This is a genomic window from Bradyrhizobium sp. UFLA05-109 (assembly GCF_054185165.1).
In genome coordinates, this window is record NZ_JBBIAR010000011.1 from 158547 (window position 1) to 171949 (window position 13403).

Sequence of the window (13403 nt, forward strand, 5' to 3'; positions counted from 1 at the left end):
TAGCGCCGCGGCCAATGTTCTTCCTCCCTCAAACCTTGGTGCCGGCGACAACGGAGAGATCATGCCCGCTCAACGAAAAGTTGCTGTTGTGACCGGTGCCTCGCAAGGTATCGGAGCTGCCTTGGTCAAGGGATTCCATGATATCGGATATGCGGTCGTTGCCAATTCCCGCTCCATCAGCAAGAGCAAGATCGCCGGCGAGCGGATCGTTCTTGTCGACGGAGACATATCCGCTGTCGACACCGCAGAACGCGTCGTCGGCACGGCCATCGAGCGCTTTGGCAGCATCGATACGCTGGTCAACAACGCTGGCGTTTTCATCCCCAAACCCTTCATCGACTACTCAGCAACTGATTTTGCCTTGGCAACAGGCGTCAACCTCGCAGGGTTTTTTCATATCTCTCAAAAGGCAGCATCCAGGATGTTGCGGGCAGGCTCGGGTCACATCGTCAACGTCACGACCGCGATCGTTGCGCAACCGATGGCCTGCCTCCCAGCGGCGCTGGCCTCTCTGACCAAAGGTGGCCTCGACGCGGTCACCCGGTCGCTCGCAATCGAATACGCGACCAGGGGTGTGCGCGTGAATGCCGTTTCGCCGGGCGTGATACGGACCCTGATGCATGCACCGGAAAACTATCCGTTCCTCGCAGGCTTGCAGCCGGTGGGCCACATGGGCGAGAGCAGGGACATCGTCGATGCCGTGCTCTATCTCGAGCAAGCTTCATTCGTGACCGGCGCAATCCTCGATGTCGACGGCGGTGCGTCGGCGGGCCGTTGGTAGGAGAATTGCGATGTGGCCCGACCGACGTCTGATCGAGCTTTTCAAAATCGAGCATCCTATCATCTTGGCGCCAATGGCTGGCTTGGGCACAGTCGGACTCGCAGCTTCAGTTTGCGAAGCCGGGGGATTGGGTTCAATCGGCTGCGCGATGATGGAGCCCAGCGCCGCGTCGGAGACAATTCAGGAACTGCGGCGTTCCACCACCAAGCCGATCAACGTCAACTTCTTCTGTCATGCACGGGCGAGAACGGATGCGGCTTGCGAGCTTGCATGGCATGAAAGACTGGCGCCATATCGTCGCAAGCTCGGAATTGGCGATGAGCGGCCGCGCCGTTTGGATCTCGCGCCGTTCGGTGACGCGATGTGCACGATCGTCGAGCGCGCCAGACCCGAGATCGTCAGTTTTCATTTTGGTTTGCCGGAACAGCCGTTGCTCGGTCGGGTCAAGAGAGCCGGCTGTCGTGTCATATCGTCCGCGACGACGGTAGAGGAGGCGCGGTGGTTGGAGGCTCATGGGGCCGATGCCGTGATCGCTCAAGGTTGTGAGGCGGGCGGACATCGGGGCATGTTCCTGGCTCGCAATCTCAACGAGGCGGCCGCCTCGCAACCAAGTACGCTGGCGCTGGTGCCACAAATTGTTGATTCTGTGCGGGTGCCGGTTATAGCCGCCGGTGGAATCGCCGACGGACGCGGTATTGCAGCCGCCTTTGCTTTGGGCGCTGCAGGAATACAGCTTGGGACAGCCTTTCTCCTCTGTCCCGAGGCAGCAACACCGCCGCTCTATCGTGAGGCCCTGCGTGATACGCGGGCGGATGCCACCGTTCTGACGAGCGTCTTCACCGGACGGCCAGCACGCGCTCTTGCCAACCGGCTCGCAGGCGATCTGTCGTCAAGCCTCGATCCGTTGCCTGAGTTTCCACTGCCTCTCGGAGAGCTCACACCCCTGCGTGCGAAAGCGGAGCAAGAGGGAAACACAGATTTCACGCCATTCTGGTCGGGTCAGGCCGCGCCTCTTGCAAGCGAATTGCCGGCCACGCAGCTCATGATCAAGTTGGCGGAAGATGGAATCAAACGGTTGAGGTTGCTTGACCGCCTGTCGAACTCGACACCCGCGCAAGCAATTTGAAATTAGACAGACGTCGCGAAACTTCGCAACTATCCTAACGTACCAAGTGACAGCCAATTCGAGGATCAGATCGTGAGCGCAGCAACACCGGAACATATCATGCAAGTTGGTTTTGGCTTTTGGGCATCCAAAACACTGCTGAGTGCTGTCGAACTGGGCGTGTTCAGCACTTTGGCCGATGCACCCGCCGACCTGCCGACGCTTCAAAGAAAGCTTGCCCTGCATCAACGATCAGCCCGCGACTTTCTCGATGCGCTGGTGGCACTCAAGTTGCTGGAGCGCCAGAACGGCATCTATAGCAACACCGTCGACACCGATCTGTTTCTCGATCGAGCCAAGCCATCCTATATCGGCGGTCTGCTCGAGATGGCGAACGCTCGGCTCTATCGTTTCTGGGGATCGCTCACGGAGGCCCTGCGCACCGGTGAATTGCAGAATGAGAGCAAGGATGGAGGAGAAGACATCTTTGCCGCACTCTATGCCGATCCGGAGCAGTTGCGGAGATTTCTGAGCGCGATGAGTGGAATAAGCGCGGGTCCGGCCCAGGCCATCGCCGCCAACTTCCCATGGAGAGACTACAAGACCTTCATGGATCTTGGTTCAGCTCAGGGCATGATTCCCGCCACTCTTGCCCGCGCCCATCCCCACCTCACCGGCATCGGTTTCGACCTCCCGCCGGTCAAACCCGTCTTCGAGGAATTCATTGCTCACCGAGGGGTGGGGGACCGGGTGCGGTTTCAGGCTGGAAATTTCTTCGAGGGCCCTCTGCCGAAAGTTGACGCCATCGTCATGGGTCACATCCTCCATGATTGGGACCTTGCCCAGAAAAAGGCGCTTCTCGGCAAGGCGTTTGAGGCTCTTCCGACAGGCGGCGCAGTGGTCGTTTATGATAACATCATCGATGATGATCGCCGCGAAAACGCTTTCGGTCTCATGGTGAGCCTGAATATGCTGATCGAAACTCCCGGTGGATTCGATTATACGGGAGAAGACTGTCAGGCTTGGATGCGCGAAGTCGGATTTTCAAAAACGCGAGTCGAACCGCTTGTCGGTGCGGTTTCGATGGTGATCGGATTAAAGTAGCTTGTCCAAGCACGGCTTGCCGTCAGATGCCTGACATGGCGCTTCCCGTGAGCTGAAATTGAACCGTAGTTTGTCGGCTTCAGATTGGCGCCGACGCAAGCTTCTCTCTGGGAGATTAGCTAAGCTATGATCAGAATCGCACATTGCAGTTGCGGCTCGCTGCGCGCGGAGGCGACCGGCGAGCCGACGCTTATGGGAGCGTGTCATTGCACGGCGTGCCAACGCCGCACTGGCTCGGCCTTTGGCGTCGGCACCTATTTCCCGAAAGAGCGAGTGCGCGCCAAGGGGCCGAGCAAGGTCTACGTGCGTAGCAGCGACTCGGGGCGCAAGATCGAACAGCATTTCTGCCCCGACTGCGGTTCCACGGTGTTCTGGTACAACTCGGAAGCTTTGCCGGAGCTTATCGGCATCGCCTTTGGCGCGTTCGCCGATCCGTCGATGCCCTGGCCCCCTTTATCGGTGTGGGAGACGACCCGGCATCCCTGGGTGACTTTTAATCACGAACTCCTTCACTTTGAACGTGGAAGGCCTCATCAAACATTTCACCGAGTGGACTGGTCGAAGGACCTGTCACGGCCCGCCAGTGAGCGTTCTGGCCGTGCTGGTGGAGACTCCGAGTAGCGGTTCGTGATCCGTAACAATACTTGGCCGGGAACACGAAATTTAGGGGTGCAGCTCCAACGCGAGGGCGGTAGCGGCGGCCGAAGAGCCACCATCAATCGTGAAAATGGCGCTATCGAGTTGGAGAAGGAGATGACCACGAAAAGCCAAGAGATCGATCAGATGAAGGATGCTATGCGCGCCCCTTGGATTGCCGGTAATTTTGGAGCAATAGCCAAAACCATTGGCGCGCCCGACGCCGAGGGCTTCGTCGCTCGGTTGGCACTTGAACCTGACGTCCGTGTGTTGGATATCGCCTGTGGCACGGGCAACGTGACCCTCCCATTGGCTCGTCGGGGGGCCACGGTGACTGGGTTGGACATGACGCCTCATCTGCTGGAGGAAGCCCGCGCGCGGGCAGCTAGCGAAGGCCTCAACATCCGCTTCGATGAAGGCTTTGCCGAGACGCTTCCCTACCCGGATGCAAGTTTTGACGTGGTAGTCTCGATGTTTGGGATCATGTTTTCCCCGTTCCCCGAGACCGTTACTTCGGAAATGGCACGCGTTTTGAGGCCGGGCGGACGCCTTGTCTTGGCCAACTGGCCCCAATCTGGTGGTTTTGGCGAGAAGATGGCTGCCGTTGTCGGCCGATATCTTCCCCCGCCCCCTCCAGGCGCGATATCTCCTTTCCTTTGGGGAGAGGAAGCAGCGGTTCGCGAGCGGCTGAAGCCAAGCTTCGATTCCATCCAAACCAGCGTCGTGTCCATTACCTGGGAACTGCAGACAGGCGCCGCCGCTTCCGCCGCATTCTTCGCGCATAATTCTGGCCGGATCCAACTCGCGCTCGGTCGCCTCGACGCGCCGAAGCAGGCCGCTCTCTTGCAGGACTTCGAGCAACTCTGGATCGACAACAATCTTGCCGCCGACGGCCAGAACCATACCCAGATCCGCAACGCGTATTTGGAAGCACTCGCCATACGGCGCTGAGGCCACATTTGCGGCTGTTCGCGTCCGCCGCGAACAGTCCATCGCGAAGTTGGATGAACTGACGGTTATGGCTCCTCCCGACGCGTGATCTCTCGGGCGAGAGGGCTAACCTACGCAACATGGAGCACCGATGCCGGCCGTCATGCGCGGAAGCCCGCGCCAAGTGTCCGGCTTCAAGACACCAAAACTTGTCGTGTTCGGTCCCGTTCCGACATCCACCGGCAAGATCCAAAAATTCGTCCTGCGCAATCAGGTGGGCTCGGCGAAGCCAATTTCAGAAGGATCACCAGATGACAACACTTTTCGACAAGAAAGGGTCGGCGATCGGTAACGCCCAAAACTCCGATCGGGCCACGCTGGATCAGATGCTTTCGCGCACTCATGCGCTTGCGCCTGTCGTTGCGCAGGACGCTCGCGACATGGAGCAAGACCGGCGACTGTTTGTCGCCGATCGAGTGGCGGGGGACCGAAAATTCATCTGGCCTCTTGCCGCGACTTTGATGCTGATTGTGCTCGTTTGGGCGTTGGCAACAGAATTTAGTATGTCACCCGAGCAGAGAGCCGCGATTTTTGCAGTACAATCCCAAGCCTATCCCTGAATTCTGCTAGGTGCGCCTGCGAGCCCGCCGCTAGCGCGAACGTCGCTTGATGGCCCGGGACGGACTTCAGCCCTCCGGCACGGCGAGTGTGAAACAGAGCTTGAGATGGCGTGATTATCGATGAGTGGCCAACAGGCTTGTTGGACACAAAATGCATTTTATGCGTAGCTCAAACAGTGGGTTCTAGTCTAGGAAACTCGAAAAATGCATTATCTTTCAACGAGGATTGACTGACACTCTCTCCGCCAGCCAACCGCGACCGCGAAGAAGTCCTTCAAAATCAGGCGTTTCCCGAACCACCGGAAATCGACGGTGTAGCACGGTGTAGCATTGGGGTGGAGCACCGCGACGGGCTCAACTTGCCATCATTGAAGCGTCGGCGCGAGTCCGAAACATGCGCTCGAACTGACCAGACCCGTCATGGCCGCCCGCCCTGCCGCGAGCCAGCCGACCATGGGATCGCCGGGGGTGGTTTTGAGGAGGCTCGTCCGCTCCAAGGGACCCTTCAAAGAGTACGCCGAGCTTCTCACCGATCTCACCGGCGGACGGCAGGCCGCACGCCGCCACTCGACGTATCTTAATTGCCACGTGCATCAGCCATCCCCCCCATATGGCCCGCCGTTACACGCGCGCGGTATTCGCCCGGCGACTCGCCGAACCAGCGAAGAGTCGCGCGAAAGAAGGTGCTCTGGTCGGCATATCCCAGGAGGTAAGCGATCTCGGAAGAGCTCAACTGGGTATCGGAAAGATGATGCTGGACGAGCTCGCACCGGGTTTCGTCGACAAGCTTGGTGAACGAAGTGCCTTCGTTCGCGAGACGGCGCTGGAGCGTGTGATCGCTCATCTTCAGCTCTGCGGCGATGGTCGCGCGCAGCGGCGCGCCGTTCGGCAAATGGCGTGCGACCGCTTGGCGTGCGCGATGGCTGATGCCGGCTTTTTCCAGCGCGCGCAGCGCCTGCACGGCCATGCGGTCGTGCAAGTCGGCAAGTTCGGGGGCAGCGGTCGGAAGCTTGCTCGCAAGATCCTCCCTGGAGATTAGCAAACCGTTGAACGGCGCGTTGAATCGCAACGGCGTGCCGAAGGCTTCGTTATGGGCGGCAAGCGAGCTCGGCACCGGGTACCTGAAGGCGGCAGCCAAGGGCCGCAGGGGGCGGCCGAGCATCCAGCGGCAGAAGGTCAGGAGGGTCAGGATCACATAATCGTAGCGCTGACGGGGAATCGGACATTCGCCGCCAAGCAATTCCACGCGCGCCCACTTGCCGCTCGTTTCCGGATCCAGCGTGAGCGTCACAGCGTCGCTAACAAGGCTGAGGTAGCGAATCAAGCGTGCAAGGCCGGTCTCCAGGTCGGGACTCGACATCATGGCATAGCCGACGACGCCGTACTGGTCGGGCCGCGGCTTGTGCGGGTCGAACAGACCGATATCCGGATTGCCCGCGCGTTCGGCCGCGATCGTCCAAAGTTTGCTGATTCGTTCGCTCGGCCAGCGAAAATCGCAATGGTCAAGATTCTCAATCTGGAGTCCGGCTTGCGCGAATAACGCGGCCGCGTCCAGCCCCTGCGCGGAAAGCGTGTTGGCGACACCGCGCATCCAAGTGGATGACGTCGTGCGCTTGTTCACCGTTTCGTGTGGCCTTCCCAAGCCAGTCATTTGGCTTCCCGACATCATTGTTCAGGGCAGTCCAGTCCTTACCTGCCAGCATCCAAAACGAACTAAATTCACCACGCGAAATCAAGAGGATACTGCCATGTCCAAGCTTGAAAATATTCACCCCGCCGCATTGCATGCCTTTTTATAGGAGCGTGTCGTGGAGATAATGCAGAAGCAACTGGCCACAGTCAGCCGCGAGCCACGGCCTTACTGCGACGTTTTTCAGAGCCGTGGTCTGACGAAGCTGCTGTCGTCTTCCGTAGATCGTGGCTGGTCGGGCTTGTCGGCCGAGTTATGGGCTCATGACAAAGGCGTAATCCCTTGGCGGGGTGCGCGGTCCGATACCGCAATTTGCGTTGGTATTCGCGGACCGAAAGGATCGCTCATCACGCGCCGAGCTTCCGGGATGGTCGACCAGATGGCAACCGGTCGCGATATGGTCTGGCTTAGTCCCGCCGGTTGGCAGGAAGGCACAGTCGAGTTCGCCGACGACCAGCCGGAGGTCATTCATATCTATCTTCACCCGGGCCAGTTCTCCCAGAACAAGCTTGGGATAGACAGCGATGATTCGGTGCTTAGCGCGCTGAGATATGAAAACGCCTTCAAGGACCCGCTGCTGGGCGGGGCGGCGCGAGCCATTACCTCCGAACTGCAATGTGAAACATCTGCCGGCAAGCTGCTTGTTGAGTCCCTAGCCAACAGCATGGCCGTAAGACTGGTTCAAATGCACGCCACCACGCCAGCCGCCCAAGCCATCGCGTCCCCGACGGGACAAGGGCTCGATCGGCGCAGGCTCCTTCGTGTGCTGGATTATATCGAAGCAAATCTGGAGGGCGATCTCAGTCTTGATGGGATGGCGTCGACTGCATGTCTGAGCCGTTATCACTTTGCCCGTGCGTTCAAGCAGGCGGTCGGGCAATCTCCTTTTCGCTACGTCAGCGCCAAGCGGCTTGAACGAGCGAAAGTTCTGTTGATTCAGGGCGATCGGTCGTTGGTGGATATCGCGCTGGGACTCAGTTTTTCCAGTCAAGCCCATTTTACCCGCGCTTTTACGCAGGCGACAGGTCAGCCCCCCGGCCGATATCGCCAAACGGGCGGTTTGCTGCGATCGAAACCTTCGCCAGTCGACGTCGGCCGATCTCTACCGGTCTTGGCTTGAACCCCATGTTCAACGAGGCGACGCGCTCACGACCTCAACCCACCAGGGAGGCCGCTGCGAGCCAATCCTGTCAGCAACGAACGACAAACCTTGCGCAATCCGGTCAAAGCCGCCGCCCGTCAGGCATCGTATTGCAGGCGCAGTCACACTCGATTGAGGAACCAACCATGAAAGACATTTTCAGCCTGGCCACGTTTGCCGGCAAGATCCTGTGCCTCGCCGTGTTCGCGGCCAGCCTTCGGCCCGAGGGCATCGGGGCGGTGCAGGCACCGGTGAAACCCCCGCGCGGCCGTGTCACGGAGCGCGTTCAGTTGAACGAACAATCGTTCGTCAGCCGTATGCAGCGCGGCGCAGGTCAGTCGAACTCGAACGGTAACCAATCGATCGGCGAGAGAAGGCAATGAGTAAAGCAATGTGGGCAGATTGCCGAACCATTTTCGATGTCACGACCACGCAAGTCGGGAATGTCCTGTCGCCAGTGCGCGCTACTCGCATGCTGCGCAAGCAGATCGTCATCGTCGGCGGCGGGTTTGCAGGGATTGCCGCGGCACGCGGGCTGAAGGGGGCAGATGCGGACGTCATACTTATCGATCGACGCAATCACCATATCTTTCAACCGCTGCTCTATCAGGTCGCAACCGCCGTCCTTGCGCCCTCCGAAATTGCGGCGCCGATCCGCCAACTCGCGCGCGAACAGGAAAACGTCAACGTCTTGCTGGCGGATGTCACGGGTGTGGATCTGGAAACTAGAACGATCGAAGCTGAAAGTCCCGGATCCGGGATCCTCAAGATCCCGTTCGATTATCTGGTTGTCGCGACGGGGATGCAGCCGAGCTATTTCAATCACGACGAATTTGCGAGGTATGCACCCGGTCTCAAGACATTGGGCGACGCCGAGGCCATTCGAGCAAGAATTCTGGGTGCCTATGAAGCGGCTGAGACGACCAATGATGAAGCGCTGCGTGCACGACAGACGACGTTCGTGCTGGTTGGCGGGGGGCCGACCGGCGTGGAGCTCGCAGCGTCAATAGCGCAGCTCGCCACCATCACCTTGCGCGGCCAGTTTCGGTGCATCGATCCCGCGGAAAGTTCGATCATTCTGATCGAGGGCGGCAAGCGCATTCTCCCAACGTTTTCCGATCGCCTGGCGGCGAAGGCCGCGAGGCGGCTCGAAAAACTCGGCGTCCGGATCCTGACCGGAGTGAAAGTTGAGAAGGTCGATGCAGACGGCGTCGTCGCGAACGGGAAGAGAATTCCTGCCGCGACGGTGCTCTGGACCGCTGGCGTCGCCGCATCGCCGCTCCTCAAGCTGCTCGGCGCCAAAACCGATCGGGCGGGTAGGGTGGCCGTCGGCCCATACATGAACGTCCAGGGCGCTTCCGGCGTATTCGTAGTCGGCGATGCATCCTCGACAGTCAGCGATGGACTTCCGGTGCCCGGTGTGGCGCAGGCCGCGATCCAGGAAGGCCGCTACGTGGCACGCGTCATCGCGGGTCACCTGAAAGGGCGAACGCCGAAGGCCCCGTTCCGCTACGCCGACAAGGGTAGCATGGCGGTTGTGGGCAAGAATTTTGCCATCCTGGAGACAAGACACGTTCGAGTGGGTGGCTTTTTCGCCTGGCTCGTCTGGGCCACCGTGCATCTGATGGCTCTTCCCCAATTGCAAAACCGATTGAGGGTGCAGCGTCAGTGGTTCTGGTCCTATTTCACCGGACAGCGCAGTTCGCAGTTGATTCCGGAGCCCTCGGCGGGATTGCGTGAGCCGAATAAGCGCATTCACTTGCGCGAGCACGGCCCGAGTGCAGCGAATGCCGAATGTAACCGGCAGTGCAGGCCCACGGCGAGCAATTGCTGAGATGGCATCCACGCATATGCAAAAGGAAGGAAGAGCCGGCCTCAACGTGGTGAACGTGGAAGTAACCCTTCCAAGCCACGGAAGGCCGGCTTTTGCCGCGGGCCCTACAATCCGAGCGCTCAAAATTGTGATTTGTCCGACAACGCGGTCCGGTGTAACCACCCACAGCTTCTTCTATCATTTGAAGAGGCTGACATGAACGAACTATATAGCTGGGTTTCGCAACAGCACCACGGTTTGCGGACCTTCAAAACCTTCCAGCAAAAACTCGAAACTTTGAGCAGGGATGAGCCCGAGCAGCGCGGGCTCTATCGGCTTTTGAGCAATCTCGTCGGCGGCTATATCGAAACGTTCGACGAGGAGCCATTGCCGGTGGCGGTCGCCGACCTCGTCCATCATCGTCTGTTGGACTTGTTGGGAAGTCTCGATCTGGCAGCGAACTCGGATCGGCGCCTTGCCGACATCAACCGTGTCGCGTCATTCGATCTGCTGCACGCCGAAACGCTGCCCCCGGGTGCCAGGATAAGCGCCGCGATTTAGCGACGATGATTGTTTGACTGCCGCCAGCACCGGTAGAATCTGAAAAGATGCGCCTACCGACCCAGGCGTGTCCCGTCCGAATGGCGGTCGCAGTGCGGACGAGCCGAACGAGTTCGTTGCGTGAGGCACGGCAACTGTCGAGGTGCTCGGATCTGCGCATGCGATACTCTGATGGGCCAAGTCTGTCGAGCGCATTCAGGCGCGCCGCAAAACTGCATTCGAACTCGCGCGTTGTGCGGCTGACAGATCGACCATTGGTCTCTCGATGATCGCGCTACGCCGACCGGGATTGCAGTCCCCCGAGCCAGGTCTGAGCCTGTCGTCGGTGTGATGACGACGATCGTTCCTTGTTGCGAAGCCGCAAGCAGGTAGCTGACGGCCTCATCTCGAACGCCTCCATCATGATCTAGAACGAGTTTGAGATAGCTCGCGGTGACGTGGCCGAGCTTGCTTGCATGCGCCAGGCGTTAGGGGGTCGGCGCTCTGTCCGACCATCCTAGGCAACGAAGTGCGACGAACAGCGCATGGAGCTTTGCGCAGCCCAAGCACCAACAGCAACCAAGGGCAAAGCCATGGCAACCAGATCAAAGCCGCGGAGGGCAAAATCCCCCATAACCCGTGGGAAGCCGAACCCGTCATGGTGATCGGCAGAGGATCCAAGCAAAACGAATGGAGACCCATATGACGACGGTAACAACACTGAAGCCGACCGCTGCCCACAAGCCGCTTCCGGCGCCGAACAGCGACTTCTATCAGATCACCGGAATTTTGAGTGCCGATGAACAGGCCATCCTCAAGAAGGTGCGTGAGTTCATGGAGGCCAATGTTGCGCCCATCATCAACAAGTATTGGGTCGAAGACGCCTTCCCGTTCGAAGTGCTGCCCGCGCTGAAGGAGCTCAATATCGGCGGCCTCGGCGTCGATGGCTACGGCTACAAGCGCGCCAGCGACAAGCTGCACGGCATGCTGATCATGGAGATGACCAAGGTCGATGCGTCGTTCTCGACGTTCTTCGGGGTCCATATCGGCCTGGCCATGGGCACGATCGCCGTCCTGGGCTCGGAGGAGCAGAAGGCGAAGTGGCTGCCGCCGATGGCGCGCCTGGAGAAGATCGGCTGCTTCGGCCTGACCGAGCCGCTGGTCGGCTCCGGAACCGGGGGCGGTCTCACCACGACCGCGAAGCGCGAAGGCGACACCTGGATTCTCAATGGCCAGAAGAAGTGGATCGGCAACGCGCCCTGGTGCGACGTGTCGATCATCTGGGCTCGCGACCTCGCGGATCATCAGGTCAAGGGTTTCATCGTCGAGAACAAGGCGACGCCCGGCTTCACCGTCGAAAAGATCCAGAACAAGATGGCCCTCAAGGTGGTCCAGAACGGCTTGATCACCATGACGGACTGCCGCGTTCCGGAGGCGAACCGCCTGCAGCACGCCAATTCGTTCCGCGACACGGCGCACGTGCTGCGCCTGACCCGATCCGCGGTCGGCTGGATGGCGACTGGATTGCAGATGGGCGCCTATGAAGCCGCGCTCAAATACACGCAGCAGCGCCTGCAGTTCGGCAAGCCAATCGCTTCGTTTCAGATGATCCAGGATCTGATCGCGAGGATGCTCGCCAATGTCACCGCCTGCCAGTCGATGATGCTGCGCCTCGCGGAGATCGAAGAAGCGGGCAAGCTGACCGACCAGCATGCCTCGCTCGCGAAAGCGTTCACGACCGCGCGGATGCGCGAGACGGTGGCCTGGGCACGCGAGGTGTGCGGCGCCAACGGCATCGTCGTCGACAACAATGTCGGGCGCTTCTTCTCCGATGCCGAGGCTCTGTATTCGTACGAAGGCACGTTCCAGATGCAGAACCTGATCGTCGCCAAGGCCGCCACCGGGTTCAGCGCCTTCGTGTGAGGTCACCGACGGGCCGGCAACACTTTTCCGGCCCGTCCATCAAACAGGAGCAGTCACGATGTCATCGACAGTAGCAATAGTCGCCTCGCAACCCGTCTCGTCAACGCCGGCACAAGCGCTTGCGAACGTCCTTTACGAAAAGAAGGACGGGCTGGCTTATGTGACGGTCAACCGTCCCAAGGTGCTGAACGCATTGAACGGGGCGACCTGGCAGGAACTACGCATCGTTTTCGAGCGTGCGCAAGACGACCCGGATGTGCGCGGCGTCATTCTGACGGGAGCGGGCGACAGAGCCTTCATCGCCGGCGCCGACATCGGCGACCTTTCGCAGGCGACGGCGATCGATGCGGAACGGTCCAGCCGCCACGGCCAAGGAGTACTCGATCTTATCGAGAATCTCGGCAAGCCGGTGGTCGCGGCGATCAACGGCTTTGCACTGGGCGGCGGCTGCGAGACGGCGATGGCTTGCACCATTCGCATCGCGGTGGAACGTGCGAAGTTTGGCCAGCCGGAGGTAAAGCTCGGGTTGATTCCGGGCGGCGGCGGTACGCAGCGCCTGCCGCGGCTGGTCGGCAAGGGCCGCGCACTCCAGCTCATTCTGTCGGGCGCAATCATCAGTGCGCAAGAGGCCTACCGCATCGGACTCGTCAACGAGATCGTCCCTGCCGCCGAGCTCATCCCGCGTGCAGAAGCGATCTTGAAGGAGATCGTCGCCAACGCGCCCCTTGCCGTCAGATATGCGCTCGATGCGGTCAACAAGGGAATGGAGACGTCCCAGGGCGAGGGGTTCGCGCTGGAAGCCGCGTACTTCGGACTCAGCGCCGGAACGGAAGACAAGAAGGAGGGCACGTCGGCATTCCTTCAGAAGCGCCCGGCACGATTTCACGGTCGCTGATCTCAAAAGACGAGCAGCGAAAACCACAACTCAAACCCAGGAGTCTCCAATGACTGATGAAAACATCTTTTCAGGACTGAAGGTCGTCGATCTGTCGAGCTTCATCGCGGGACCAAGCGCCGCTGTGATCTTGTCCGACTTCGGCGCCGACGTCATCAAGGTCGAGCCGCCGCACGGTGATCCGTGGCGAAACGGGCACAAGGTGCCGATCCAGCCGCAGGCCGC

14 protein-coding genes are annotated in these 13403 nt (G+C 60.0%); 13 read left to right on the forward strand and 1 reads right to left on the reverse strand.

Going from position 1 to position 13403, the window contains the following annotated elements; genetic code table 11:
* The first annotated feature begins 61 nt into the window (after positions 1–61).
* The 6 genes from Q3C01_RS10650 (at position 62) to Q3C01_RS10675 (ending at position 5176) form a co-directional block, all read left to right on the forward strand.
* A complete protein-coding gene (locus Q3C01_RS10650; protein WP_458145275.1) occupies positions 62–781 on the forward strand; it encodes an SDR family NAD(P)-dependent oxidoreductase in 720 nt (239 codons plus the stop codon).
* Between the two features lie 10 nt (positions 782–791).
* On the forward strand, positions 792–1907 hold the full coding sequence (locus tag Q3C01_RS10655) for an NAD(P)H-dependent flavin oxidoreductase (RefSeq protein ID WP_458145276.1): 1116 nt from the start codon (positions 792–794) through the stop codon (positions 1905–1907).
* A gap of 72 nt (positions 1908–1979) precedes the next feature.
* Positions 1980–2990, forward strand: a complete 1011-nt coding sequence (locus tag Q3C01_RS10660; protein ID WP_458145277.1) for a methyltransferase — start codon at positions 1980–1982, stop codon at positions 2988–2990.
* 126 nt (positions 2991–3116) lie between these two features.
* On the forward strand, positions 3117–3611 hold the full coding sequence (locus tag Q3C01_RS10665; protein WP_458145278.1) for a GFA family protein: 495 nt from the start codon (positions 3117–3119) through the stop codon (positions 3609–3611).
* 6 nt (positions 3612–3617) lie between these two features.
* Complete coding sequence (locus Q3C01_RS10670) at positions 3618–4577, forward strand: class I SAM-dependent methyltransferase (RefSeq protein WP_458145279.1); 960 nt, start codon at positions 3618–3620, stop codon at positions 4575–4577.
* Positions 4578–4867: 290 nt separating this feature from the next.
* A complete protein-coding gene (locus tag Q3C01_RS10675; RefSeq protein WP_458145280.1) occupies positions 4868–5176 on the forward strand; it encodes a hypothetical protein in 309 nt (102 codons plus the stop codon).
* Positions 5177–5753: 577 nt separating this feature from the next.
* On the opposite strand, the gene Q3C01_RS10680 is transcribed toward Q3C01_RS10675, so the two are convergent.
* A complete protein-coding gene (locus Q3C01_RS10680; RefSeq protein WP_458145281.1) occupies positions 5754–6797 on the reverse strand; it encodes an AraC family transcriptional regulator in 1044 nt (347 codons plus the stop codon).
* A 196-nt stretch (positions 6798–6993) separates the two neighbouring features.
* Between Q3C01_RS10680 and Q3C01_RS10685 the strand changes: the two genes are divergently transcribed.
* From Q3C01_RS10685 to Q3C01_RS10715, 7 genes are all read left to right on the forward strand, one after another.
* Positions 6994–7986, forward strand: a complete 993-nt coding sequence (locus Q3C01_RS10685) for a helix-turn-helix domain-containing protein (protein WP_458145282.1) — start codon at positions 6994–6996, stop codon at positions 7984–7986.
* Between the two features lie 167 nt (positions 7987–8153).
* Positions 8154–8390, forward strand: a complete 237-nt coding sequence (locus Q3C01_RS10690) for a hypothetical protein (protein WP_458145283.1) — start codon at positions 8154–8156, stop codon at positions 8388–8390.
* Positions 8387–9841 carry an NAD(P)/FAD-dependent oxidoreductase gene (locus Q3C01_RS10695; RefSeq protein ID WP_458145284.1) on the forward strand — a complete coding sequence of 485 codons (1455 nt, stop codon included), beginning with the start codon at positions 8387–8389 and terminating at the stop codon, positions 9839–9841. The genes Q3C01_RS10690 and Q3C01_RS10695 overlap by 4 nt, the downstream gene beginning before the upstream one ends.
* Positions 9842–10036: 195 nt before the next feature.
* Positions 10037–10381, forward strand: a complete 345-nt coding sequence (locus tag Q3C01_RS10700) for a hypothetical protein (RefSeq protein ID WP_458145291.1) — start codon at positions 10037–10039, stop codon at positions 10379–10381.
* A gap of 681 nt (positions 10382–11062) precedes the next feature.
* On the forward strand, positions 11063–12283 hold the full coding sequence (locus tag Q3C01_RS10705; protein ID WP_458145285.1) for an acyl-CoA dehydrogenase family protein: 1221 nt from the start codon (positions 11063–11065) through the stop codon (positions 12281–12283).
* Positions 12284–12341: 58 nt separating this feature from the next.
* On the forward strand, positions 12342–13178 hold the full coding sequence (locus Q3C01_RS10710; RefSeq protein ID WP_458145286.1) for an enoyl-CoA hydratase-related protein: 837 nt from the start codon (positions 12342–12344) through the stop codon (positions 13176–13178).
* A 49-nt stretch (positions 13179–13227) separates the two neighbouring features.
* Positions 13228–13403 (forward strand): CoA transferase (locus tag Q3C01_RS10715; protein ID WP_458145292.1); only part of this gene is annotated, 176 nt, incomplete at its 3' end.

Coding starts and splice junctions, on each gene's coding strand:
- Q3C01_RS10710 (WP_458145286.1), top strand. CDS start 12,342: ATGTCATCGACAGTAGCAATAGTCGCCTCGCAACCCGTCTCGTCAACG.
- Q3C01_RS10665 (WP_458145278.1), top strand. CDS start 3,117: ATGATCAGAATCGCACATTGCAGTTGCGGCTCGCTGCGCGCGGAGGCG.
- Q3C01_RS10695 (WP_458145284.1), top strand. CDS start 8,387: ATGAGTAAAGCAATGTGGGCAGATTGCCGAACCATTTTCGATGTCACG.
- Q3C01_RS10650 (WP_458145275.1), top strand. CDS start 62: ATGCCCGCTCAACGAAAAGTTGCTGTTGTGACCGGTGCCTCGCAAGGT.
- Q3C01_RS10705 (WP_458145285.1), top strand. CDS start 11,063: ATGACGACGGTAACAACACTGAAGCCGACCGCTGCCCACAAGCCGCTT.
- Q3C01_RS10655 (WP_458145276.1), top strand. CDS start 792: ATGTGGCCCGACCGACGTCTGATCGAGCTTTTCAAAATCGAGCATCCT.
- Q3C01_RS10675 (WP_458145280.1), top strand. CDS start 4,868: ATGACAACACTTTTCGACAAGAAAGGGTCGGCGATCGGTAACGCCCAA.
- Q3C01_RS10685 (WP_458145282.1), top strand. CDS start 6,994: ATGCAGAAGCAACTGGCCACAGTCAGCCGCGAGCCACGGCCTTACTGC.
- Q3C01_RS10690 (WP_458145283.1), top strand. CDS start 8,154: ATGAAAGACATTTTCAGCCTGGCCACGTTTGCCGGCAAGATCCTGTGC.
- Q3C01_RS10700 (WP_458145291.1), top strand. CDS start 10,037: ATGAACGAACTATATAGCTGGGTTTCGCAACAGCACCACGGTTTGCGG.